Annotated in this window: 21 protein-coding genes and 1 pseudogene; 12 read left to right on the top strand and 10 right to left on the bottom strand. The window is 66.2% G+C overall.

Annotation, left to right across the window (positions count from 1 at the left end; translation table 11 throughout):
- Positions 1-17 precede the first annotated feature (17 nt).
- Positions 18-2,537 carry a hypothetical protein gene (locus QZL85_RS09420; protein WP_295576298.1) on the bottom strand — a complete coding sequence of 840 codons (2,520 nt, stop codon included), beginning with the start codon at positions 2,535-2,537 and terminating at the stop codon, positions 18-20.
- 395 nt (positions 2,538-2,932) lie between these two features.
- Between QZL85_RS09420 and QZL85_RS09415 the strand changes: the two genes are divergently transcribed.
- From QZL85_RS09415 to QZL85_RS09405, 3 genes are all read left to right on the top strand, one after another.
- Complete coding sequence (locus QZL85_RS09415) at positions 2,933-3,799, top strand: hypothetical protein (RefSeq protein WP_295576297.1); 867 nt, start codon at positions 2,933-2,935, stop codon at positions 3,797-3,799.
- A gap of 178 nt (positions 3,800-3,977) precedes the next feature.
- Positions 3,978-4,871: a DUF808 domain-containing protein gene (locus QZL85_RS09410; RefSeq protein ID WP_295576296.1), complete on the top strand. Its 894-nt coding sequence runs from the start codon at positions 3,978-3,980 to the stop codon at positions 4,869-4,871.
- 203 nt (positions 4,872-5,074) lie between these two features.
- The gene (locus tag QZL85_RS09405) at positions 5,075-5,524 is read left to right on the top strand and encodes a CHRD domain-containing protein (protein WP_295576295.1); all 450 of its coding nucleotides are present in this window, start codon (positions 5,075-5,077) and stop codon (positions 5,522-5,524) included.
- A gap of 45 nt (positions 5,525-5,569) precedes the next feature.
- Here the strand turns inward: QZL85_RS09405 and QZL85_RS09400 are convergent, their stop codons facing one another.
- A complete protein-coding gene (locus QZL85_RS09400) occupies positions 5,570-5,995 on the bottom strand; it encodes a hypothetical protein (RefSeq protein ID WP_295576294.1) in 426 nt (141 codons plus the stop codon).
- Between the two features lie 404 nt (positions 5,996-6,399).
- Between QZL85_RS09400 and QZL85_RS09395 the strand changes: the two genes are divergently transcribed.
- Entirely contained in the window at positions 6,400-7,593 is a 1,194-nt protein-coding gene (locus tag QZL85_RS09395) for a low temperature requirement protein A (protein ID WP_295576292.1), read from the top strand.
- A 40-nt stretch (positions 7,594-7,633) separates the two neighbouring features.
- Here QZL85_RS09395 and QZL85_RS09390 read toward each other — a convergent pair whose 3' ends face one another.
- Positions 7,634-8,026, bottom strand: coding sequence for a bleomycin resistance protein (locus QZL85_RS09390; RefSeq protein WP_295576291.1), 393 nt, complete (start codon positions 8,024-8,026; stop codon positions 7,634-7,636).
- Between the two features lie 3 nt (positions 8,027-8,029).
- Complete coding sequence (locus QZL85_RS09385) at positions 8,030-9,031, bottom strand: DMT family transporter (RefSeq protein WP_295576290.1); 1,002 nt, start codon at positions 9,029-9,031, stop codon at positions 8,030-8,032.
- Between the two features lie 72 nt (positions 9,032-9,103).
- Here QZL85_RS09385 and QZL85_RS09380 point away from each other — a divergent pair, with 72 nt between their 5' ends.
- Positions 9,104-10,018: a LysR family transcriptional regulator gene (locus QZL85_RS09380; RefSeq protein WP_295576289.1), complete on the top strand. Its 915-nt coding sequence runs from the start codon at positions 9,104-9,106 to the stop codon at positions 10,016-10,018.
- 87 nt (positions 10,019-10,105) lie between these two features.
- Here QZL85_RS09380 and QZL85_RS09375 read toward each other — a convergent pair whose 3' ends face one another.
- The 3 genes from QZL85_RS09375 to QZL85_RS09365 form a co-directional block, all read right to left on the bottom strand.
- Complete coding sequence (locus tag QZL85_RS09375) at positions 10,106-10,855, bottom strand: hypothetical protein (RefSeq protein ID WP_295576288.1); 750 nt, start codon at positions 10,853-10,855, stop codon at positions 10,106-10,108.
- 95 nt (positions 10,856-10,950) lie between these two features.
- Complete coding sequence (locus QZL85_RS09370; RefSeq protein ID WP_295576287.1) at positions 10,951-11,856, bottom strand: alpha/beta fold hydrolase; 906 nt, start codon at positions 11,854-11,856, stop codon at positions 10,951-10,953.
- Between the two features lie 285 nt (positions 11,857-12,141).
- Positions 12,142-12,798 carry an alkylmercury lyase family protein gene (locus tag QZL85_RS09365; protein ID WP_295576285.1) on the bottom strand — a complete coding sequence of 219 codons (657 nt, stop codon included), beginning with the start codon at positions 12,796-12,798 and terminating at the stop codon, positions 12,142-12,144.
- Between the two features lie 321 nt (positions 12,799-13,119).
- On the opposite strand from QZL85_RS09365, the gene QZL85_RS09360 reads away from it, so the two are divergent.
- Positions 13,120-13,548, top strand: a complete 429-nt coding sequence (locus QZL85_RS09360) for a VOC family protein (protein WP_295576284.1) — start codon at positions 13,120-13,122, stop codon at positions 13,546-13,548.
- Positions 13,549-13,701: 153 nt separating this feature from the next.
- Here QZL85_RS09360 and QZL85_RS09355 read toward each other — a convergent pair.
- Positions 13,702-14,308, bottom strand: a pseudogene (locus QZL85_RS09355) (recombinase family protein).
- Positions 14,309-15,711: 1,403 nt separating this feature from the next.
- Between QZL85_RS09355 and QZL85_RS09350 the strand changes: the two are divergent.
- The 6 genes from QZL85_RS09350 to QZL85_RS09325 all read left to right on the top strand — a co-directional run bounded on the left by QZL85_RS09350 (position 15,712) and on the right by QZL85_RS09325 (position 19,704).
- Positions 15,712-16,275, top strand: a complete 564-nt coding sequence (locus tag QZL85_RS09350; RefSeq protein WP_295576283.1) for an RNA polymerase sigma factor — start codon at positions 15,712-15,714, stop codon at positions 16,273-16,275.
- Complete coding sequence (locus QZL85_RS09345; protein ID WP_295576282.1) at positions 16,272-16,940, top strand: hypothetical protein; 669 nt, start codon at positions 16,272-16,274, stop codon at positions 16,938-16,940. The genes QZL85_RS09350 and QZL85_RS09345 overlap by 4 nt, the downstream gene beginning before the upstream one ends.
- A gap of 98 nt (positions 16,941-17,038) precedes the next feature.
- Positions 17,039-17,653 (top strand): hypothetical protein, encoded by a 615-nt coding sequence (locus tag QZL85_RS09340; protein ID WP_295576281.1) that lies wholly within the window; start codon positions 17,039-17,041, stop codon positions 17,651-17,653.
- Positions 17,650-18,255: a hypothetical protein gene (locus QZL85_RS09335; RefSeq protein ID WP_295576280.1), complete on the top strand. Its 606-nt coding sequence runs from the start codon at positions 17,650-17,652 to the stop codon at positions 18,253-18,255. The genes QZL85_RS09340 and QZL85_RS09335 overlap by 4 nt, the downstream gene beginning before the upstream one ends.
- A 290-nt stretch (positions 18,256-18,545) precedes the next feature.
- Positions 18,546-19,244 carry a hypothetical protein gene (locus tag QZL85_RS09330; RefSeq protein ID WP_295576278.1) on the top strand — a complete coding sequence of 233 codons (699 nt, stop codon included), beginning with the start codon at positions 18,546-18,548 and terminating at the stop codon, positions 19,242-19,244.
- A gap of 124 nt (positions 19,245-19,368) precedes the next feature.
- The gene (locus QZL85_RS09325) at positions 19,369-19,704 is read left to right on the top strand and encodes a hypothetical protein (RefSeq protein ID WP_295576277.1); all 336 of its coding nucleotides are present in this window, start codon (positions 19,369-19,371) and stop codon (positions 19,702-19,704) included.
- Positions 19,705-19,943: 239 nt separating this feature from the next.
- Here the strand turns inward: QZL85_RS09325 and QZL85_RS09320 are convergent, their stop codons facing one another.
- Both QZL85_RS09320 and QZL85_RS09315 read right to left on the bottom strand, forming a co-directional pair.
- Positions 19,944-21,107 carry an acyl-CoA dehydrogenase family protein gene (locus QZL85_RS09320; protein WP_295576276.1) on the bottom strand — a complete coding sequence of 388 codons (1,164 nt, stop codon included), beginning with the start codon at positions 21,105-21,107 and terminating at the stop codon, positions 19,944-19,946.
- Between the two features lie 170 nt (positions 21,108-21,277).
- Positions 21,278-22,303, bottom strand: coding sequence for a M15 family metallopeptidase (locus QZL85_RS09315; protein ID WP_295576275.1), 1,026 nt, complete (start codon positions 22,301-22,303; stop codon positions 21,278-21,280).
- Positions 22,304-22,407: the final 104 nt, after the last annotated feature.

Raw genomic sequence — 22,407 nt, 5'->3', positions numbered from 1 at the left:
CCCGCGGCATCCCTGACCTAGCCGCCGTACCGTCTCCGAATGGTCCAGTCCCCGAGCAGGACCCACGAGTAGGCGATCTTCGCGTCGACCCAATGTGGGAACTCGTTCAGCCGCTCAGATGCACTGGCTTCGCTGAACAGCTGCATCCACGCATCACCGACCGTGCCCCCTCCATGCAGCGGCGCGAGGAACGACCAGGGCGTGTCGTAGTAGACCTTGGTGCGCCCGAACATCGCCAAGACGTCGGTGTAGAAGACGAGGCAGGACGCGAGGCGGCAGGCGGCGAATTGCGGGTCCGAGTAGGGCTTGGAAGCAGAGTTCGTCGAGTTCGGAGTGTCACAGCCGTAGTGCACAAGTATCGACGCCGTCTTGGCTCGCGCTCGGGACTGCCAAAGACTGCGATGCAACCAGAAGTCGGCGTACTCTCCTTGGCCCTTGATACCAGGCACGTACCGTTGGTTCGGCTTGTCGTGGTGCCAACGGTACAGCGGACCCTTGATGTACTTCTCGAGGGTAGGCGGATCGTATGCCCCGGGAAAGGCACTGTTCACCGGACTGCTGTGCGCATGAATCACCCGCATCGAGGCCGGCTCGTCCCATGAGACGGCATAGCCGAACAGGCCGGTGTCCTCGCCGACTGCCGGGTCTTCGAGAGTCCCGACAGCGGTGCCGACTTCTTGCGCGTGCTGCGCAGCGACGCCGCTGAAATCCGTGCTCGAGATGGACAGGACCCGGTCCCGTGTCGGATGCAGGGCATGGTCTCCTGCCCGGTGTTCGTGATTGCGGTCGAAGTAGGCGCTGAGCAAGCGCAATTCGAGATCTCGGTCAGGGACGAGTTGCTCCGCGGTCGTGGTCGGTGAGTTCTCGATGTCTTCCAGCACGGCCTGCGGTCGCCCGTTCGCGTCGACGTAGCCGTTGCCTGCGCTGTCTTTGAGGGCTGGGTTCACCGAGTATGCGGCACCGGTGGCGTCGATCCGCGACACGATGATGTCCGGTCGGGCGATGGGATTCAACTGCGTCAGGTTGGGCTCGAAGACCTCGGGGTTGCGGCGTGAGGTCCGGCACGTCAGCTGGGCATTTCCTCGCTGAGGGTCCACGGTCAGTCCGGACTCGTCCTCGATGACAAGGAACACATCATTGAACGTCAGGTTCTGCAGGATGAAGTCGCCGGGCATGAAATCGATCACCTCGCCGTCCTCGTAGGCGGGCGGGCGGCTCGCGATGCCCTTGAACGCCTCGAGGCGGACGGAGTCGTTGTACAACTCGTCCCATCTCCCGGTGAGGTCCGCGAGAACCGCGTCCGACCAGTTGGCCACGGGTTCTGGCCAGCACTGGACGTAGCGCTGGCCCGCCGGCACATTCGCCCTGACTTGAGGGGTGGTGTAATCGACTTCCCAAAGCCAACGCCGCACCACGGTCGCCTCCGGGAAGGAGCCGACGAGGACGACACCGGTCAGGTAGGGGTGGGCGGTGGCGACCGACGAGAATGCGCTGCGGAGCGCCAGCAGGATCCGACCGTCCTCGTGCAGCATGCCTCGGTAGAGCTGAGCGATCACGATGCGGGCGTCGAAGCCGTCGGCGTTGAGATCGTCGCGGTAGCGGCGAAGATCTGCGATGAGATTCACACCGTTCCTGGGTTCGGTCAGCTCGGCTGCGCAGACGACGAGCACCAGCGGCCTGCGGGCGTCAATCGGGCGATCGTCATCGTCTCCGAGGGGCGCTAGTGACGCCACTGCTGCCGAGCCGTCGCTCAGCGTCCGATCGGACACGGCTCCCTTCAGGAGCGCTCTGAGCCGGGCCGCTGGCAGGTCCGGCACTCCCGTGGCTCGCCATAGCTCCTGGCATGCGTAGAGGACGAGGTTTCCGTCGGCCTGCAATCGCAACTCGATGCGGTCGGTGGACTTGACGATCTCGTTGAGCGGGACCAAGGCTCGCCACGTCGGCACACCGGAGTCGGACTTCACGCATGCTCCCTGGCCGGGAGTCACGTCCGCCCAGTTCGGTGTTTCGACCGCCAAATATGAGCCGGACATGGGTGTTTTGATCTCGCTGGACCACACCGTCACGTTCGAATGCCGCACCTCGAGTTGGCCTTCGGCCGTGACTCGGGCCTCGTATGGTCCGACCTGCAGTGCCTCGTTGGGCGGGAGGGCTCCCCCCGCCACCATCACCGCCGGCTCATCATCCGCGGCCGCATTCCGATCGACCGTGTCGGTCGTCCACAGTGCGACGAGCGCTTGGTAGACGAGCTGCCCGTCATCGCGAAGCACGAGTTCTCGAGGATAGGGGTTCACTGCGGCACCCGCCTGCCAGAGGATCGCCCCGTCCGCACCTCGCACAGAAAGCATCGTCGGTTCGACCGTCACCACCTCGCCGTCGACCTGCCCAGCCGTCGCCCACAGGTCCCACACCGCGTCACCATCGTGAGAGAGCACCAGATTGCCGTCACCCTGAAGCGCCAACTCCAGTCGGCTCCCCACAGTCGTCAGTGAATGACCGCGCTCCAGCACGCGCCCCAACCCCAAATGCACGCTCATGCGCACACCGTAGGACTGTTGATGAAGGGGCGCTAGACCACCTGCGTGAGCTTCGATCAGGTCGGCGGATGGGTCAGACGGGCTCGGTGGTTCGGATCAGGCCGCAGTTCACGCAGGACCATGCGACGAGGAATCGTTCGTCATCGAGAATCTCGAAGATGAGAGGGTCGCCGCACGTCGGACAAGCTCTCGGGTCCGTTGCGTGCGCCTTCATCCCGTCAGCCTACGGAGGTGGAGCTTCTGGCTGCTCGGCCCGATCCGCGCGTGCGCCGAAGCCGCTCTCTGCGGCGGTGGCCAGCTCTTTTTCTCACCGCCAAGGGACTCCCGACCGGTGACGTCGCGCTCGTCCGGGCACTCCCTATCCCTGCGTCGCGCTCGGGCGGATAATCAGCCCCATGGATGCGCCGCGGGGGTCGGCCGAATCCGAGGAATCGGGGGAGCTGCAGCGCCTGCGACGACGCGCGTACGGACCGAATCCCGACATCGCCACGGATGCGGTGGCTCAGGCTCGCCTTTCCGAGCTGGAAGCCGCCCGACGTGGAGAGCGGTCTTCGGTCATCGATGCCGCCGCAGCCCTCCAAGCCTCGGGCTCGGAACCGGTCCCGGTCCCGGTCCCTCTCGAAGGGTCGCGCCAAGCGTCGACTTCGCTTTCGCAGCCCGTGACCGCTGTATCCGGCGAGCATGACCCGGACGGAGGCTCCGTCACCGAAGCGGACCCCGCCGCGGTGCCGGCACCCGATTCTGAACGGATCGACGGAGTCCTTTCGGTCACCTGGTGGCGTCGCCGCCGCTCGCTGCCCTGGATCATCGCCGCAGTCGCGGTGCTGGCCACCGCGATCGGCATCGCTCTCTTCGTCGCCGATGGGCTGAGGCGGCCCTCGCCGGTCGCACAACTCACTCCACAGGGCCGTCCCGGAAGTGCGGTCATTCGCGCCGACGATGACGTCTTCGTGATGTATGACCTGACCATCGAGGACTTCGTCACCTACGGCTCGTATGGGCCGCTGCAGATCTGGGGTACGACGCAGGTGGAGAACAAGCGATGCATCGCCGTGGTCGGAGACAATCACATCTCGGTGTTCGAATGCACGGCACCGACGGTCGACACCATTGCCGATTTCAACATCGAACCAGCTCTCATCCCACCCGCGCCGTCCGGTGAGCTGTCGCCATACGTCCGATTCGTTCTCCACGATGACGTCGTCGACGTGTACCGGCCGAACGAGCCGGGCGAGTTCTACGGCTCCAGCCCGGCCACCTGACGACGAGGGAACGCGGCACTTACGCAGTCCTAAGCTCGTGAGAGTGTGGCCCACGCGCTCGCGAACCACTCATCGCCGCCGATGCAACCCCGTTCGTGACGAGGCGAGGCGGCACTAACCTGCATGAGGTTGATCGGCACGCGCCCGCACGTCGGTGGCCCAAGACGGAGGATGTGCAATGTCGGTCGGTTTGCTCGCAGTCGTGGACGACATCCTCACCGCCGCCGTCAAGGCGAGCGCCAAGACCGCGGGTGTGGTGATCGATGATGCGGCCGTCACCCCTCAATACGTGCAGGGGATCACTCCGGCTCGCGAGTTGCCGATGGTCGGGAAAATCGCGCTCGGCAGTCTCGTCAACAAGTTCGTGATAATCATCCCGATCGCGTTGCTCCTCACCGCTTTCGCACCGTGGGTGCTGCCGTGGCTGCTGATTCTGGGCGGCTCCTACCTCTGCTTCGAAGGAGCGGAGAAGGTCATGGAGTGGTTCGGCACTCACCACGGCCCCGGTCAGGACGAACCGCGCGATGAGCGCAAACTCGTGTTCGGCGCGATCCGCACAGACCTCATCCTGAGCACCGAGATCATGCTGATCTCCCTGGCCAGTCTCGACGCAGACTTCGGGATCTGGATGACCGCCGGCGCTCTCGCCGTGGTCGCTCTCGGGATGACGCTGCTTGTCTACGGTGCCGTCGCGCTCCTGGTCAAGATCGACGACATCGGGCTGAAGATGGCGCAGTCCTCGGCACGCCGGGTGCGCAGCACCGGGGAGCAGATCGTGCGATCGATGCCCGCAGTGTTCCGCATCATCAGCATCATCGGCACGGTGGCGATGCTCTGGGTAGGGGGCCATCTGGTGATCGCCAATCTGGCGGAGACCTTCTGGGCCGGTCCATACAACCTGCTCCACGCCGTGACGCACGCACTCGAATCACTCGGGCCCGTCCTCCTGTGGATCGTCGACGCAGCGCTGTCGGGCGTGTTCGGGCTCGTGGTCGGACTGATCATCGCAGGGATCGTGATCGCGGTGACGAGAGTCGTCAAACGCAACGTGCCAGTCGACGCTTCGCACTGAGTGGGCACAGTCGACTCGACCTACCTCCTTCCGCGCGCGTCTGAGGGGGGTGCGCGAGGACACGGTGTCTGGGAAGATGCCCCTGCGAGGCAGACCCTCCGCATGCGTTCAGGATCTGACCGAGTCGCTGAAACAGCGCGCCCCACCCAAAGGCGGGTGGGCGACGAGCTCACAGCGTGAAGCCGCATATCCGAGGGGGACCCATGCGTAATCGAACTCTGGCAGTACTGGCGTCGCTTGGCCTGGCGATAGGAGCAGTCGCCGTACCCACGGCGGCGACCGGCGCCCCACCGACGAACCCTCCGCCCGTCTCTGTCACGCATCTCTCCGGAGCCGCCGAGGTGCCCGGTCCCGGCGATGCAGACGGCAGCGGCATCGCGATCGTCAGGTGGAACACCGACGACGGAACCATCTGCTACAAGATCCGCGTGCGGCAGATCGGGCCGGCCGCAGCGGCGCACATCCACGTCGGCGCGGCGGGCATTGCCGGTCCCGTGGTTCAGGGCTTGACCGCTCCGACGGCAGGCAAGTCGTCGGGTTGTGTCGTCAACGCCGCGCTCGCTGACGCGCTTGCCGCCAACCCCGCCAACTACTACGTCAACGTGCACAACGCCGATCACCCTGCGGGTGCGGTACGCGGACAGCTCGGCTGATCGAAGGGGGCATCCGCGTTGGCATCGGATGCACGCGGCCGCACATCAGTCCAGTGCGATATCGACGACGAGGCGCGTCGGGTTCTCGAGCCATTGAACGGTGAACGGCCGCTCGCGATCGAGCCCGATCGCCCATGCGGTCATCCCCTCGAAGTTCTCGAGCTGCTCCAGCTCAAGGATCGTTTCGACGTTCAGGGGCAGGATCTCTCGCGGCCCGTCATAGCCGTCGCCGTCGGGGTTCGGCATCCACGCGCCGGCAGAGATCACGAGCGTGGCATTGCCGGCCACTTCCACCTCCTCGCCCCGCGGGGAGTCGAGGATCGGATCGGGTTGGTACTCGACGCGGAATCCGGGCGCGTCGCCGATTCCTGCGAACTCGATGACGACGCGCTCGAAGCACGGCGGATGGCTTCCCGTGCGGATCTCGATGCCGACGAGGCGGGAGAGGCGCTGCGGGAAGCCGTCCTCCACCGGGCTGGTATCACCGCCGTCGGGGCATGGCGTCGCTCCAGGATCGGTCGGGGCGATCGTCGGGGGTGACGTGGACTCCTGAGGCGTCGGCGACGTGGTCGGCGGCGTGGACTCCCGAGGCGTCGTCGTCGGGGAGACCGAGGAGGTCGGTTCGGGCTCCGCGGGCGCACAGGCCGACAGGGACATGGCCGTAGCGGCGACCAGCGCGACCGTGGCAGCGAGCACGCCGAACCGGCCAGCGCGGTGGCGCCGGTGCCGAGGTCGGGTTCGCATGCGTTCCGGCATGACTCCAAGTTCTCGCCAACGCACGCGCTGACGAAGGCCGAAGGTCCCGTTATCAGGGCGGGGCCATCGGATAGGCGACAGCGTCCGCCGTCGGCGGGAGCGAGATGCCAGGATGAGGCATGGCATTCGGGATGGCCCGTGACGTGCTGCGCCCCACGGACTCCCCGCGCGCGGATCGAGTGACGTACGTCGAGCTGTTCTTCGACCTGGTGTTCGTCCTCGCGTTGACGCAGTTGTCCGCATATCTCTATGAGAATCAGACTCCGCAGGGGGCTTTCGAGGGCGCCATCATGGTGTGCGCCTTGTGGTGGGCGTGGGTATCGACCACGTGGGTGACCAATTGGCTCGACCCCGTGAAGCTCCCCGTGCGCGGGGCAGTGATCGCGCTGGCCTTCGTCGCGCTCGTGATGAGCGTCTCGATCGCCGAGGCGTTCGGCGATCGTGCGTGGGCATTCGCGATCGCCTACGTCGTCTTTCAGGTCGGCCGTACCGGCTTCATCGTGTGGGCGACGGTGCGTCACGACCGGTCAGTGGCCCGCGATTTCGCTTTCGTGCTCGGCTGGACGGCCGCCAGTGGCGTCTTGTGGATCGTCGGCGCGCTGCTGCCCCTCACCTGGCAGCTGCCCTTCTGGGCTGCAGCGCTCGCTCTCGAACTGCTCGGCACGGTTCTGGGGTTTCCGATCCCAGGTCGAGGGAGAGTGCTGCTGCGCTCCTGGGATCTGTCCGGCCCGCACATCGCCGAGCGCACGGCGCTCTTCGTGCTCATCGCGCTGGGTGAGGGATTGCTCATCACCGGCTTCGCATTCGTCGAGAAGGAGTCGTCCGCGTCATCGATCGCATCGATGGTGACGGCGTTCGTCGCCGCCGCGGCAGCCTGGTGGATCTACTTCGATCACGGTGAGCGTGTCGGCGCCGAGGCGATCGAGGCGTCGGACGAGCCGGCCCGGCTCGCTCGGACCGCCTACACCTGGGTGCATCTTCCGATCATCGCGGGCATCGTGCTGATGAGTGTGGGAGACAAGGAGATGCTCTCGCTTCCCGACCAGCGCGGTCTCGCCGCAACGATCGTGGTCGTGGGCGCGCCCATCCTCTTCCTGACCGGCACCGTGCTCTTCCGTCGCGTCCTCGAGCGCCGCTGGTCGCGAGCTCAGCTCGTCGGTCTGCTCGCTCTCGCTCTGCTCACAGGTGTGGCGTTCGCTGTCCCGTTCTTCAATGCGCTCACGCTGTCGATCACGACCGCGATCCTGCTTGTCGGTGTCGCGGCGGGCGAGACTGTCGAGCGTGTGCGTCGCGGGCGTCGCGCGGGAGGGTGACCGCGCGCTCACCGGTGACCAGAGATCCTGCCGGGAACCTTCAGCGGGCTTCCGTCGCGGGCTGCTCGATCAGTGCCAGCTGAGTCCCGTCGAGATCGATGAGGTAGCCGGCGCGCAGCCCCCACGGCTGCATCCGGACGGCGTGCAGCCGTGGCGCACCGATCGGGCCGACCCTTACGCCGGCGCGGACGATGGCCTCGAAGAGCTCATCGACGTCGGCCACGCGAAGAGAGCACATGAAGTCACTCATGGCCGGGTCTAGAGCTGGGTGTGGGAAGAACTCCAGTTGCAGTCCGCCCCGGACGAGGATCATCCACCCGTCGTCGCGGAACGTGCGCTCGAACCCGAAGCCCGAGTAGAACGCTTCGGTGGCGTCGAAGTCTCGCGACGGAAGGTTCGGAACCGCGCGATCCGACCCACCTGGCACGTGCATGTCTCAATCGTGCCCCAGTACGGGCCTATGAGCAGTCGTCGTTGTCTCCCGAGGTGGGCGCGGGCGATCAGACGTGGGCTCTGTTCGAGTTCGGTCGAGGGCCGTGTCGGCAATCTGCTGTCGATGCCGACGCTCGATGGTTTGCCCGGCATAACTCGCGCCGACGATCAAGACAGCGCCGCCCATTCCGAGCGGTCCGATCGCTTCGCCCGCGATGAGGACTCCGACAAGCAGGGCCCACACCGGTTCGGTTCCCATCAAGATGCTCGCGCGGGAAGCGGACGTTCGCCTCACCGCCCAGAGCTGCACAATGAAGGCGAACACGGAACACAGCAGACCAAGGAAGAGCACGTTCGCCCACTGGTGCGCATCGAGCTGCGCGGCGGCGGCGGGCAGGTCGGGTCCGGCCATTGCGGTGAATGTGGCCGCGCACACAGCCATCTGGACAAGCACCACACCCCAGGTGCCTTCTGCGCGGCCGCGCGTCAGGTGCGCGCTTGCCGTCACGTGGAAGGCCCGGACGGTCGCGGCCGCGATTACCAGGCCGTCACCGACTGTCGGTGTGCGAAGGCCGCCCTCGGAAACGAGGAGCGCAACACCGACCACGGCAGCTACGGCGGCCACGAAGTAGGACCGGGGCAGCCACGATCGGGACGCGATGCCATCCAGGACGGGCGTCATCACCAGCGCCAGACTGATCAACAACCCGGCATTCGTCGCGGAGGTCAGGTGCACACCCCAGGTCTCGAGCCCGATGACGGCCGCTTGCGAGCAGCCCAGGCAGGCCGCGATCACAAGGCCTCGTCCCCGCGGGAGTCGTTCCTTTCGCGCAAGGCATATGAGCCACGTCGCGGCGGCGGCGACCAGGAAGCGGAGGGCGACGGCCGCCGGTACGCCCGTCTCAGCGGCGAGATCCTTCGCCGCGAGGAAGCTCGCACCCCAGACTGCGGCGACGCCCAGCAGGAGCAGGTCGACGACAGGTTCAGAGCGCATGCGAAGTGCCATGCCACTACTCTTCAGAGAGTCGATCCGGAAGAGCAAAGGCCAATATCTTGATCGACGATTTAGGATTGGCTTATGGATCCTGCTCGCCTCCGTCTTCTCCGCGAGCTGGGCGACCGGGGCAGCGTCGCGGCTGTTGCGACCGCGTTGCACGTCAGCGCATCTGCCGTTTCCCAGCAACTCGCTGCGTTGCAGACCGGCATACCGGTCCCACTGACTGTCAAGCAGGGGCGCCGACTCGTGCTGACGGAAGCCGGTGAAGCGTTGGCGGTCGCCTCGGCACGCGTCGACGAGGCCCTCGCCCAAGCCCGAGACGCCATCGGTTCCTTCCTCGAACACGAGGAGCGACCCGTCACGGTCTCCGCGTTCCACAGTGCCGGTCTCGCCCTGTTCGGTCCGCTTCTCACCGAGCTGGGCACCGGTTCACGTGTCTCCCTCGCCGACGCCGACGTCCCACAGGACACGTTCGCCGGCCTCGCCGCGGACTACGACCTCGTCATCGCGCACCGTCTCGCGCATGACCCCGCATGGCCGACCGGACGCCTCGTCGTGACACCGCTTCTCGTGGAACCACTCGAAATAGCCCTGCACGCCGCCCACCCTCTGGCCGCCTATCCCGACATCAGGCCCGAGCAGTTGCGGGATGAGCGGTGGATCTCCACCCACGAGGGGTTCCCCCTCACCGGTGTGCTCGCCCACCTAGGAGCCGTGATCGGTCAAGCCCCCCAGGTCGATCACCGCATCAACGAGTTCTCCGTCGCCGCCGAAGTCGTCCGCACCGGTGCAGCGATCGCCGTGATGCCACGGACGACTGCCGCCCCACTGGCGGTCAGCGGGATGGTGCTACGCCCGGTCGCCGGTGTCTCCCTCGTCCGCCACGTCGACGTACTCGCCCGCCCAGACGCCATAGCGCACGCCCCCGTCCGCAGGGTCCTAGCGGCACTACGGAAAGTCGCCGCCCTCGCCACACAACGAGCGAGGACGCCATAACCTCGCGCGCGTTGCTGATGCTCGCTCAGTCCTGGTCGCGGCCTCGGCGAACCGTAGCGAGCCTCGAAGCTGGATGATCCACCGTGCTCACAGCGTGGAGCCGATAGTCGTCGACCGAGGCGCGGTCGCGAACCTCTCTGCGGTTCGAGGGATGAGCAGCACGATTCCGACCGCGACGATCCCGAGCGGAACTCCGACGAGGATGTTGGCGATGTGCAGCAACCAGCCGACCCCCACCTCGTCGCCGATGGTCACGACCGGCGCGAACTTCGCCAGCCCTGCCATGACGAGGCCGACCGTGGGCAGCATCCCGATCGCAAGCAACCAGGGCAAACCGCGCCGCGCGCCCGCGACGGAGACGACGATGAGCCAGCCACTCGCGGCGATGGTCGCCACCGGAAGCAGCGACTGGAGCCCGATGATGTGCGTCGCCAGGTAGGCAGACTCCGCCCAATCGGGGTCGAACCCGCCGATGTACTGGATCGCGCCGGTGTTGCTCCGAATCCCACCCACGGCCGCGAACAGCGCTCCTGCGAAACAGCCGAAGACAGTGGCGGAGGCGAGTGGAAGTCCGATATGCCCGCGGCGCATCACCAGCGCCAACCCTGTCACGGCGACGATCAGCAGGGCGCCGCCTGATAGCTGGAGCCCCGCGGTGAGGTTCGTCAGAGCGGCATTGCGTTCGAGCCATACCAGCGACGCGGCCGCGTTGTCCGTATCCGGCCGATCGGCGAGAAGCTCCAGAGGTACGGCCGCGAAAAGCAGGAAGCCAGCCAGCACTGCCGCCACCCCCGCGGCGCGGGCGGTGCCTCTCGCCCCCGCATCCACCGGGTCCATGCGCGCAGGTTACGCCGCTGCCGGTAAAGCGGCAACCAGACGTGCGCTGCCGCCAGCGCGGGCCCGAGAACGATCTCGGCGGGCGACTGACCGCTTCAGGGCCGGAGTTCCGTGGATTCTGGTGCTTTCAGGAAGACTCGCACCTCCGCGATGTATTCGTCGGTGTGCGTGAACAGGGCGCCGTGGCCGGCACCGACCAGGGTGCGGAACGTCGCGTGGGGGTATACGGCGCGCATCTCGGAGGCTTGTCGCGCGAAGGCCCTATCGTGCTCGGAAGCCAGCACCAGCACGGGTCCGCTGGCAACTGTGCTCCCGGGAAGTGGGCGGTGGTGGGCGGTGAAGTCCGCGATCGCCGCCATCACCGCCAGCAGCTGCGTCTTGGTCAGCTGGCGGTCGAGGATGTCGCGCAGCAATGCCGTCCAGAAGGGACCGTCCTCTCCGAGGTCAGTCAACAAAAGCTGCCAGGTCCGCCACGTGAAAGCCTTCACGACTCGGGTAGGTGCGACCCCGAGCAGCCTGCGCAGCATGGTCATCGCCCCAGACCCCGCGAAATGGCGGACCCCCGTTTGGGCGAGTACGAGCTTGTCAACCCGCTCCGGGTAGGCGCGCAACAAGGACTGGGCGAGGTATCCGCCGAAAGAGGACCCGACCATGTGAACGGTGGTGACGTGCTCGGCGTCAAGCAGCGCAGCGATGCCGTCGATCAGATCCGTGATACGGCTCGCGGGCGGGTAGGCGGGCGCGATCACTCGGTACTGCTGGCCCAGGTCGGCGATGATGACGAAGAGCGGATCGGGCACTGTCGTGGCGCCGGTAAGCACGAGCACCGGCGGACCGTCGGGGGCGCCGCCGATGCGGTACCGCCACCTGCGACCGTCACAGAAGATGTCGCGGTAGGGATAGTCGCGCTTGAACGCCGCGAACTGGTTGCTCAGATCTTCGAGCGCGTCGGCTTCCATGAGCGCCACCTGGATCCCCCGGACGACCGGGCTGTCATCCACTGGTCCATTCAAGACCTGGCGGTGCGCCGGCTGCGGAGTCGAAAGTCCCGCTTCCTGCACGCGCCCGGCCGGATCCAAAGGCGCGGGCACAACGCTCAAGCCGGTGTGATCGCATTTCGGCGTTGTCGTCGCTGTCCTCTGAGCCGTGACCGACCCTTCAGGCGGCAGGTCTCGGGTGAGAGTCCCGGGTGCCTCGGCGAGGTCGGGGTCGCGGCTCAGGTTGAGCGCGTAGCGGACCCCTATGCGGACATCGCCCATATGAGGAGGTCGCCGACCGCTCGTCCGCTACGGGAGGCGCCAGAAGGGACCGGTGAGACCTACATCCTCGAGCAGCTGCTGGTTGTGCTCGCGTGTATGGGGCTGAAAGTCGGGATGGACACGATCTCCATACCAAGGTCCGGCGAGTCGCCACACCGTGACCGCGTCAGCAATGTACCCAGTCTCTGGGGCGTGATCGAGCGTCCACCGCTCAGCGTGGTCGGTGTTGCAGAACATCCGGATCATTGTGCACGTTGCCACAACGTCGTCCCACCATTGCACCGCCGGACGCGGGAACCGAACCGCGAGCTCTGCCGGAGGCGGGGTGCCGGGCCCGCTAGCAAAGCTGATCCGGGCACCGCACTGCGGGCACGCAGTGTCGATCTGCACGTCGAGGCCGAGCGCGGCGCTGATGCCGAACGAGTCCCACGCGCATCCACCCCACCAACGCCGATCGTCATGCCCGTCACGAGGGGTGAGGACGAACGCCATCGGTGCGGCCGAGAACGGGTGTGCCATGCGGACCGTATCCGCGTCGTGGGAGAGCACGAGCGCGTGCGCCTCGGCAAGCTCGGCGAGGGTGTTGCGAACCCGCGACGCATCAGTGTTCGTCAGCCGAGCGAGTTCAGCGATCGACGGTGCACGCCCCTCGGCAACGAACGTCCCGTACACGAGATCGCGCACCCTGCGAGACTCCGCGGTCTTCACTTGCCGGCCTCCTCACCACGCGCCTGCAACGCGCCTCATCGCCACAGTACTCAGGCGCGCCCCGCCAACAGCATGACCGATCGTCAACCGGGCACCGCGCGAAGCAGGAGCGGGGCATGGCGACCCGGGACGGTCACGCCGACGATGTGATGCGCGCTCGGCCACGTTGCACACCTCTACCGCGGCTCCGGATGCGGGTTTACAATCCGGGCGGGGGCCACGTTCGCGCGCCCGAATCGCCGATGCGCTGAGCTGGGCCGGCACGGGGATGATAACGCCTCCGGACTGGAAATCATCATGTTCGAGAATCTGATGGCGACGGCTGTCCTTCCGGCAGCGGACATCGATCGAGCGAAGGCCTGGTGGCACGACGTCCTCGGGCGCGACCCGGTCTACGCCGACAACGAAGGCGGCATGCTGTTCTACGACGTCGGCGGCACCATGGTCATGGTCTACCGGACCGACTTCGCGGGTACGGCCAAGAACACCGCGTTCAATCTGGTGACCGACGACATCGATCGTGACACGACGGCGCTTCGCACGCGCGGGGTCGTCTTCCACGACTACGACATGCCTGGTCTGAAGACCGTCGACGGAATCGCCGAGCTCGGCGGGGAGCGCAGTGCGTGGTTCAGTGACAGCGAGGGCAACATCTTCGCGATCGGCCAGCCGACACCCGAGATGATGGAGATGGCGAGGAGGATGCGCGCCGATACAGCGAGCTGAACCCGAACCTGCACGAACCGGCGCAACGGCCTCGTCCGCCGCGGCCCGGTTCGGTCGGGCGCCTACGTGGTGTCACTCCGAGTTCTGAACGAGGCGGGCGGAGGCGCCGCGGAAGGATGCCGGGGGCCCGCCCCGTGAGCCTCCTTCCGCGGGCTAGTAGATGTGCGCCTCGCATGAAGCGAGAAACGCGGCGCGCCGGAGCCTGACCGCGCGGTAGATGGTTGCGCGAGAGACGTTGAAGAGTGCAGCGAGCTCGGTCTGTGTGTACTCGCCCCGGTCGAGCGTTTCGAACAGCAGCTTGCGTTGCGCCCTCGACAGTTTGGGTTGCTTTCCCCTCAGATGCCCTTTCGCTCGCGCGACGGCCATTCCCTCGCGGGTACGCATGCTGATCAGGTCGCGCTCAAACTCCGCAACCATCGCGAGCACGTTGAAGAGCAGGCGCCCCACAGGATCAGTCGGGTCGTATCTGCTTCCTCCCAGGCTCAGCGCGACACCCTTCGCAGTCAGCTCGTCAGCGATGTCGCGGCCTCCGCAATGATCGGGCGAGTCGGTCGAGCTTGGTCACCACGAGCGTGTCACCGCTGCGCACGGCCGCGAGCGCCTCCCGCAGCCCGGGACGGGCCCGATTCGTGCCGGTCATTCCGTGATCGACGTAGATGTTCGCATCGCGAACACCCAGACGCAGCAGTGCGTCGCGCTGGGCGGTGAGGTCTTGATCAGCGGTCGAGACCCGGGCGTAGCCAATCTGTATTGCATTCATGGACCCAGCGTTCTGCTCGCTTGCCCGCGACACACGGGAGCGATCAATATGCGGGCACTGCACGTATGACGGCGGTCGCGGGCGCGCGCAGGCGCGTTCGTTTGCGATCCCGTTGCGCGCACTGCGCGGAAGCGGGAGGTCGCGTGCGGGCTGTAGCGCTGCCGCTTCGGATCTCTGGGCGGGCGCGGCTAGAGGATTCCAGCGGGCAGGCGGTATTCAATTGCTTTCGGCGCCTGGCTCTCGTTGGCGATGCGTTGACGGGCCCGGTTGTGGACGCGGTTCCAAAGTCAAAAACGACGGTCGACGTCACTGAATGGCTGGGGCCGAGGGGTCGTGTCAGCCACCCGGGACGATCCCAATCCGCGCGCGGCACGCGACCGGCTCCGATCCGTGCGGCCGACCGCTGATGACTGCCCGTCGTCGACTTCGAGAATTGGAAGACGAGGAGATGGTGCGCGTCTATCCGCGTCGCAGATCTCCGGGGACTGCGCGGGCCTTGATCAGTGGGACCGGCTGCACATCGTCGGGGTTGGGCCCGAGTTTGGAGAACAGTTGCGGGGGCAACCAGTCGCTCAACGGCGAGTGTTTGTCCGCACCGCTGGCCTCACCGGATCCTTCGTACAGTACGCCGCGCTTTGTTTCAGTGGTGCGTTCCTGGGGCAGCGTGGACTGATACTCCGCGAATGGGTTTCCCAGCCAGGTCCACCAGGTTGACTTTGGCGGGAGTCCTGTCCATCCCTCCTGGTACCGCACAGGCACAATCTGCCGTTCTGTGTCTGCGTCGCTCCACAACGACCGCCCCGTCCAGATGTTGCCGGCTATGAGATCCGTTGGGTCGAGGACGATTTGGTGCTCGGAGCCCTCCAACTGGAGTTGCTTGGCGTGTCGTGTCATACGTCCCGAGATGTCGTCTAGCGCCTCCTGCAGGGCGGCACTCGGGTTGTCAGCGGCTTCCATCTCCTCGAGTCGTGCGATCTGGCCTCGGACGACTCGCTCTCTCTCCTTCAACGAAGCGACCTCCTCGTGACTGTCGACTCCTCGTTCCAGCTCTTGGAGTACGCGACCCTTGAGTTGCGCTACGCGCTCTCGGAGGCTCGCTCCCTCGGCAACGCTCGCTGTCTGCGTTCGTATCGTGTCGAGCTCGACTAGTTCTCTTCGAATGGCAGCCTTGAGCCGAGCACGTTCCTGCTCCAGCGTCTCGATGGCGCTCTCACGCTGACGAGCTGACTCGGATGACTTGGCGAGGCTCGTCCGCAGGCGAGTTCTGCGCGATCGACTCGCTTCCTCGACGCAGTGACCGCTTCGGCTCACGAACGAATCCCGGCGGACGAACTGCAGAAGAGCTGTCGGTGAACAGACTCGGGTTGCTGTCACGAATGAGTGATGGCCGGACAATAGGGAGTGTGAAGGACGACACAGACGAACAGGTGTGGCGCGCGGTGCAGCGTGGCGACGATGACGCGTTCGCTTGCATCTGGGATCGCCACTACGCGCGTGTGTTGAGGCACCTTCGTCGCCTCTCGCGCGACGCTCCGGACGCAGAGGATCTGGCGGCGATGACGTTCCTGGAAGCCTGGCGCAAACGACACAAGGTGCGCTTCGTCGACGCGTCGCTGTTGCCGTGGCTCCTCGTGACGGCAACCAATCTTCACCGGAACGCTGCCCGCGCGCGGGCAAGGTACGCGAAGGTGCTGATCCGCGTACCGCCCCCGTCGTCTCCGCGTGAACCCACTGAGCATTTTGAGCGCGCGCAGCTTGACCCCGGCCTACGTCACGCACTGTCCACGCTCAACGCGCAAGACCTCACGCTTCTTCTCCTCGTCGCGTTGGAGGGGCTGCCCGTCAACGAAGCGGCGTCGGTCGTGGGGCTCCGCGAGTCCGCGGCGCGCAAACGATTGTCGCGGTTGCGGGCCCGAATGCAAGCAGACGGTGACGTACGAAACATAGTGGAAGGAGCCAGATCATGACCGAGACGGCGTCCGAAAGACAACACGCACTGCGCGGTGCCGCGATTCACTACGTCCGTGAACGAAGCGTGAAGTCGCGCGTGCGACGTGTTGCAGTGCCGCTGGTACTTTGCGGGGTGCTCGCGGGAGGAGGCGTCACGTATGCGGCGGCCACCGTCCTAGACCTCGCGACGGACTACCCCAGCCCGCAGGAGCGCGCCATCACAGATCAACTCGAACCGCTCGTTCAGAAGCTGCAGGCGGTGGCGGGAGGCGAAGGGGCGCTGGTCACCACGATCGACGATCAGCCCAACGGGTTCGGATCTCTGATTGTGGAGACCGATCGACCTGCCCTCACCCTGTACTGGAAAGGTGCCGTGCCGGTCAGTATCTCCCGCATCATCGACGAGCATCCCGACATCGACGTGACCATCCGCGACGCGCCGTTCAACTACGCCGAACTCGCAGCTGCACGTGACGCGATCGCAGCGCAGCTCAATGAGGAGCTCGACGGCAGAGGCACCCTCGTGAGAGTCGGGCCTGAGAGCCAAGCACGCGGACTGATCATCGACGTCCAGACTGAGCGCGCCCTCACGGAGGACGACATCCGGAGGGCTGTCGCCCGCCTCACAACCGTGCCGCTGGTGGAAATCAGCGTGGGTGAGGAAGGCGTCACGTTGTTCTAGGCGCGGCACGCGATGCGCCCGCTAGATTTGCGCCAACGCCCGCCGCCCGCAGACGATCGCGTCTGCAGGCCGAGAGCGAGCGCCGTGAGGAGCCAGGAATGAGAGCAACGGCGCTTTTGGCGGCTTTGGTAGCGATGTGCGCCTGCACGCTGCTACCGGCAGCCGCGCACGGGACCCCGACGATGACAAGTGCAACGGCAGACGCACCTATCGCAACGGACTACCCCACGGAGGAAGATCAAAGGAACGCCGCGATCATGGACCCCTTAGTCGAAGCCCTCAGCATGGCTGTTGGTGAGAGCAACCGTGACGTCACGGCGATCGACGGCGCACCCAATGGATTCGCAGGCTTCAAAGTCGACTACCCCGGCCATCGCATCGACCTGTACTGGGCCGGTAACGTGCCCGCATCCATCCAAGATCTCATCCGCATCCACCCCGAGGTCGACGTGGCCACTCACGCGGCCCAGTACAGCCAGATAGAGATGCTCGAAGCGCGTGACCGCATCGCCGCAGAACGGTCCGCGCTGCTGCAAACTCTCGGAAACCTGTTGACAGTAGGTCCGGACTATCAGGGACGAGGACTCGACATTCGCACGTCCTCTGGGACCGATCTCAGCCGACACGCGGCCGACAACGCGCCCAAACCCAAGGCGGCTACTGCACGACCGGCGCGTCCGTCGTCGGACGCAGCACCGGCACTAAGTACATGACAACCGCCCTGCATTGCATGGAAAGCACACCAGACGTTGAGATCGACTCGAAGGGCTACGTCTTCAACGCCGCTGGGACGCTCATCGGGTCATGGAGGTGGGATGCAAGCCAGCTCGACAAGAGCCTGCATTCCATCCTGATAAAGCTGAAAGAAGAATCGACGAACTCAGGCCGTGCCTACTGGGGGCCGTACACGAGTTCGACAAGCAATGCGTGGGAAGGGGCGACGACAAGTCCTATCGGCGCCAGCGTATGCATGTTGGGTGCGAATACCGGCGCTCACTGTGGCGGAATCGTCAAGCGAAACAACTTCCTCGTCTTTCACGGGCCGGCCCAGCTCGACAACATGGTGGAAGCGGAGCACGCAACAATGGCCCTCGCAGGAAACGGTGACAGCGGCGGACCAGTCGCGCGCACCGTCAACGGTGCGACCGGACTGGCGGGATTCATCCTCGGGGCCCCACCGGCCGCGTCCTCGGCAGCCGAGTGTGGCACCGCGATGTACATCCCTATCGCTCAAGGAACCGAATGCAGCAAGACTGTGTGGTACACGGGCGGGGTGGCGAGCACAATGGATGAGCTTGGAGTCGATCTCCGCTAACGAGCCAGTTTGGCCAGTAGCTCGTCGCGACCGCGGCGCGTTGCGCGATTCGTCAGGCTCTGAGCGAGGCTGCGATCGGGCTTGTGAGGGAGTCCGGTCTCTTCTTCATCCCGAGTTCGGCCGATCACGGGCCGCTGTTCTTCGAACCATCAGAAGTCGAGCGGGTCGACCGGGTCCAGCTCATGGCTCGCGTCGTCACCCGGCTCCGACTCATTGAGCGTTCGGATCCCCCCGAGCTCGCTAGCCCTACGCGTGAGTTTTCGGATGTGTTCGGACCTTGGTAAGGAGCGATGGAGCGCGCCGCGGACGCAAACGTCCCGCTTTGGTGTGACGACGCCGCAACCCGGACGCTCGCTGCGGCATTCGGGGTTGCTTCGTTCGGTACACCCGAACTCGTCGAGTACCTACGATCGATTGGCCAGATCGCCGACGCCATGGCCAACGCGATTGACGCGGCACTCATTCGTGGGTACGCGGTTGGCGTTCAGTATCGCCCTGAGGTGTGGGACCTGTCCTGGTCGTTCGAGGGAGATGCCCCCGGGGGCGTGGCCCAGGCGATTCTTCTTTGCGGCCCACAGTTCGCGACCGAAAAGATGCAGCTTGTGGCGCGCGCGATGCAACGCGCCGTCGACCAACCTCAATCCCTGCGTGACTGGTCTAGCGTCGGCGCGCGCTACGTCTCGGAGATCGCCGGCGAAGACGAAGCCGCGATTGATAACCTCGGCGTGTTCTTGCGCACAGTTCTCAATGCCTCGTGGATTGCGCCGCATCAACTTGATTTCGTCGCCGACGGCATCAGATCGGTGGCCGGCGACCGCTGGTATCCGGCGCTTCGAAAAGCGATTAGGCACCACTGGCGTGAGTTGCGGTCGACAGCGCCGGTCGACATTGTCGCTGCCCACATCCTGGGGCGCATATCGGGTCTCCGAGCTGAGGACCGACAACTCGCGTTAGAGATCGTGCTCCGGGACGGCGAAACTGAGATCTGAATCGCCCGTGGCGAGCGGAGCCTTTGAATCTGCGCTGCAGGGACTGCAATCAGCAGCCCGAAAGGCGGTCCCGCTACGAACGTCGGAGAGGTCGCGTGTTGCTCCGCACGAATATGCTTCGGGCATGGACGAGTGGGGGTTGCACGGCGGTGTTGCGCCGACGTTGGACGCGGGTGGTTCGATCGCCACTTCGGACGGGCGACGCTACCGCCGATCTCCTGAGCGCGTGAAAAGGTCGAATGGGCAAGGGGCGGTTGACGCTGGTGCGTCGATAGCTACCGACATCTACCCGGACGGTCTCTATCTGTTTGAAGGCGAGGCAGCGCGACGCGCGTGGCAAGCCATCCTCCCGCGGCTAGTGGTGGGCAAGCCGCCGCGTGTTAACGACCTGCAGTGGCGCGGTCATGTCTGGATCGATGAAGACGGTTCCGCACTGCTCTACCTCGAAGGCTCGCACTAGCGCGCCCAGAAGCTCCGTAGCCGGTCATTGACCGAGCACAGTCACGCCGACGGCCGCCGGATCCTCCCCCTCAGCTCGGATGCGCGGGCCCCGGTTCGCTCGACCCGCCAGTTGACCCGCCCGTTGAGATGCCCGAGCAGCGCCGCCTATCCGTGCGGGTGAGCGACGAACCATGAGCGACAAGCGCGACGTGGTGAGGGACCACCATCCGGTGACCCCTCACCACCAACCCGCGATGCTCAGCGCTTCCCGGCCAGCTGCCTGCCGACGATCTCGCGCATGATCTCGTTCGTGCCGCCGTAGATGCGGTGCACGCGGGCGTCGAGGAAGGCGCGGGCGATCGGGTACTCGGTGATGTAGCCGTACCCACCGTGCAGCTGAACGCACGTGTCGAGCACCTCCCACTCGCGCTCCGTCGCCCAGAACTTGACCTTCGCGGCCTCCTCGGCTGAGAGCTTGCCCTCGGAGTACGCCTTCAGGGCCCGGTCGATGTAGGCCCACAGCGCGTCGACGGTCGTGGCGACATCGGCGAGCTTGAAGCGGGTGTTCTGGAAGTCGATGATCCGCTCGCCGAAGGCCTCGCGGTCCTTCGTGTACGCGAGGGTCCACTCCAGGCCGGCGGCAGCAGCAGCCGCCCCGGCGACGCCGATCGAGAGGCGCTCCAGCGGCAGGTTCATCATGAGCTGCACGAAGCCCATGCCCTCCTTGCCGCTGATGAGGTTCTCCTCGGGGACGAAGACGTCGGTGAACGACAGCTCCGCGGTGTCGTGGCCCTGGAAGCCCATCTTGTGGAGCTTCTTGCCGTGGTCGAAGCCCTCCATGCCGTTCTCGAGGAGCAGCAGGCTGAACGCGTCGGGACGGTTGCCCTCGCCGGTCTTGACGAACGTCACGATGAGGTCGGCGGTCTTGCCGGACGAGATGAACGTCTTCGCGCCGTTGACGATGTATCCGCCGTCGACCTTCTTCGCGGTCGTCTTGATGCCGCGGAGGTCGGAGCCGGCTCCCGGCTCGGTCATCGCGAGCGCGCCGATGATCTCGCCGGTCGCCATGCCGGGGAGCCACTTCTCCTTCTGCGCCTGCGTGCCCATGTGGACGAGGTAGGGGATGGCCAGGTCGTCCTGGATGCCGAAGGCGCCCGCGAGCGATCCTGCCCCGGCGCGGATGATCTCCTCGTTGACGACCGCGCGGAAGCGATAGTCCTGCAGCATGCCCGCGCCGCCGAACTCCTCGGGCACGGAAAGGCCGATGATCCCGGCCGCGCCCGCGGCGAGCATCGTGTCGCGATCGACTTCGCCGGCGGCATCCCACCGCTCGCGCGCCTCATTGGTGACGTAGCGCTTGACGTACTCCTTGACGACGTCGCGGAACGCCTCGTGGTCCTCGTCGTAGATGTCGCGCTCCATGGGCGCCGTCCTTTCTCGCAGTCTTTCGGCGGAAGGGACGTGGCCCCGTCGCCGCCAAGATTCTAGGCCAGAATACGCGGGCGAACCGCCTGCATGTGAGATTGCATCTCAGCGAGAGCGGGACTCGGTTCCGCACCTTGTGGATACCCGGCAAGCGCGCCGTGCAGGGTTCAATCCACGTAGTCAGGCGCCGGCTCGAGGCCGAAGAAGGCCTCCAACGAGTGGAACCCGCCGTCACGGTACGTCTTCGCGAGATCGACCCCGATGAACCGGAGATGCCACGGCTCCCACTCATAGCCGGTCACGTCGGTGGCGCCGTCCTCATACCTGGTGACGAAGCCGAACCGCCACGCGTTCTCCGCCACCCAGTCGGCCTGCGCGGTGCCCGCGAACGCTTCGATGCCGCCGCATCCGGGGGTGCACGCGACGACGTCGACGGCGAGGCCGGTCTGATGCTCGCTGTGCCCGGGCCGGGCGCTCGTGAGATCGGCTCGGTCGCGACCGAGCGAGCCGACGTAGCCGTCGTAGGTCGACACCTGGCGGTCATACGACCGGAAGCCGCTGTTGACCCCGACAGAGCCGGCGCCCTCGTCGAGCGCCGCGGCCGCGAGGCGGGAGAGCGCCTCGGCGACGTCGGCGCGCATGTGCCCCCCGCTCGTGCGCGGGACGTCGGCGGCCTGCGCCTGCGGCACGGGCCAGTAGTCGATGGGATCGAGCGGATGCCGTTTGTTCACGACCACCCAGATGCGCTCCGCATCGGCGGTGTCGAGGCACGCGGCGCCGTCACCGGCAACGGCGGCCCGGAAGGCCTCGCCGCCTCCGACGGCCGCGATCACCTCGGCATCCGTGCCCCCATCGAGCGCGGAGCGGACGGCATCCGTGCTGCAGAGGTCTCCCGCGGCGGCCGTCGGTGAAGCGGCGGGTTCGGGCGTGGCGGTCGGCTGCTGCGGCACCGGCAGCGCCGTGACGAGCGGGGCGGAGACGGAGTATCCAACGCCTTCCAGCGCATCTCCCTGATCGACGACCGGGCCGCCGATCGCGGCGGACAGCGCCGTCGTCCCGCCGAGGACGAGCGCGGCTCCGACGATCGCGGTGAACGCGGTCCGGAGCCGGCGCGCCCGCCGCTGACGCGCACGCCGCGTGACCGCTGCGGGCGCGGCGGCGCGTCGGGTGAGCGGCGGCTCGGGGTGGGGCACCTCCCCATTGTCCACCGGCCCCGCCGGGTGCACCGGGATCCGGTCGACGGTCCGTGTCGCATCGAAGATTTCGACGACGCTTCTTGTCGGAGATTCGTGTTCAT

This window comes from uncultured Microbacterium sp. (assembly GCF_900078385.1).
Classification (GTDB): domain Bacteria; phylum Actinomycetota; class Actinomycetes; order Actinomycetales; family Microbacteriaceae; genus Microbacterium.
The sequence above is the reverse complement of the archived record's forward strand: the minus strand, read 5'-3'. Positions and strand labels throughout refer to the sequence as shown.

Bases quoted from the DNA above. Each gene is read 5' to 3' on its own strand.
- QZL85_RS09420 (WP_295576298.1), bottom strand. From the start codon at position 2,537: ATGAGCGTGCATTTGGGGTTGGGGCGCGTGCTGGAGCGCGGTCATTCA.
- QZL85_RS09415 (WP_295576297.1), top strand. From the start codon at position 2,933: ATGGATGCGCCGCGGGGGTCGGCCGAATCCGAGGAATCGGGGGAGCTG.
- QZL85_RS09410 (WP_295576296.1), top strand. From the start codon at position 3,978: ATGTCGGTCGGTTTGCTCGCAGTCGTGGACGACATCCTCACCGCCGCC.
- QZL85_RS09405 (WP_295576295.1), top strand. From the start codon at position 5,075: ATGCGTAATCGAACTCTGGCAGTACTGGCGTCGCTTGGCCTGGCGATA.
- QZL85_RS09395 (WP_295576292.1), top strand. From the start codon at position 6,400: ATGGCATTCGGGATGGCCCGTGACGTGCTGCGCCCCACGGACTCCCCG.
- QZL85_RS09390 (WP_295576291.1), bottom strand. From the start codon at position 8,026: ATGCACGTGCCAGGTGGGTCGGATCGCGCGGTTCCGAACCTTCCGTCG.
- QZL85_RS09385 (WP_295576290.1), bottom strand. From the start codon at position 9,031: ATGGCACTTCGCATGCGCTCTGAACCTGTCGTCGACCTGCTCCTGCTG.
- QZL85_RS09380 (WP_295576289.1), top strand. From the start codon at position 9,104: ATGGATCCTGCTCGCCTCCGTCTTCTCCGCGAGCTGGGCGACCGGGGC.
- QZL85_RS09375 (WP_295576288.1), bottom strand. From the start codon at position 10,855: ATGGACCCGGTGGATGCGGGGGCGAGAGGCACCGCCCGCGCCGCGGGG.
- QZL85_RS09360 (WP_295576284.1), top strand. From the start codon at position 13,120: ATGTTCGAGAATCTGATGGCGACGGCTGTCCTTCCGGCAGCGGACATC.
- QZL85_RS09345 (WP_295576282.1), top strand. From the start codon at position 16,272: ATGACCGAGACGGCGTCCGAAAGACAACACGCACTGCGCGGTGCCGCG.
- QZL85_RS09340 (WP_295576281.1), top strand. From the start codon at position 17,039: ATGAGAGCAACGGCGCTTTTGGCGGCTTTGGTAGCGATGTGCGCCTGC.
- QZL85_RS09335 (WP_295576280.1), top strand. From the start codon at position 17,650: ATGACAACCGCCCTGCATTGCATGGAAAGCACACCAGACGTTGAGATC.
- QZL85_RS09330 (WP_295576278.1), top strand. From the start codon at position 18,546: ATGGAGCGCGCCGCGGACGCAAACGTCCCGCTTTGGTGTGACGACGCC.
- QZL85_RS09325 (WP_295576277.1), top strand. From the start codon at position 19,369: ATGGACGAGTGGGGGTTGCACGGCGGTGTTGCGCCGACGTTGGACGCG.
- QZL85_RS09320 (WP_295576276.1), bottom strand. From the start codon at position 21,107: ATGGAGCGCGACATCTACGACGAGGACCACGAGGCGTTCCGCGACGTC.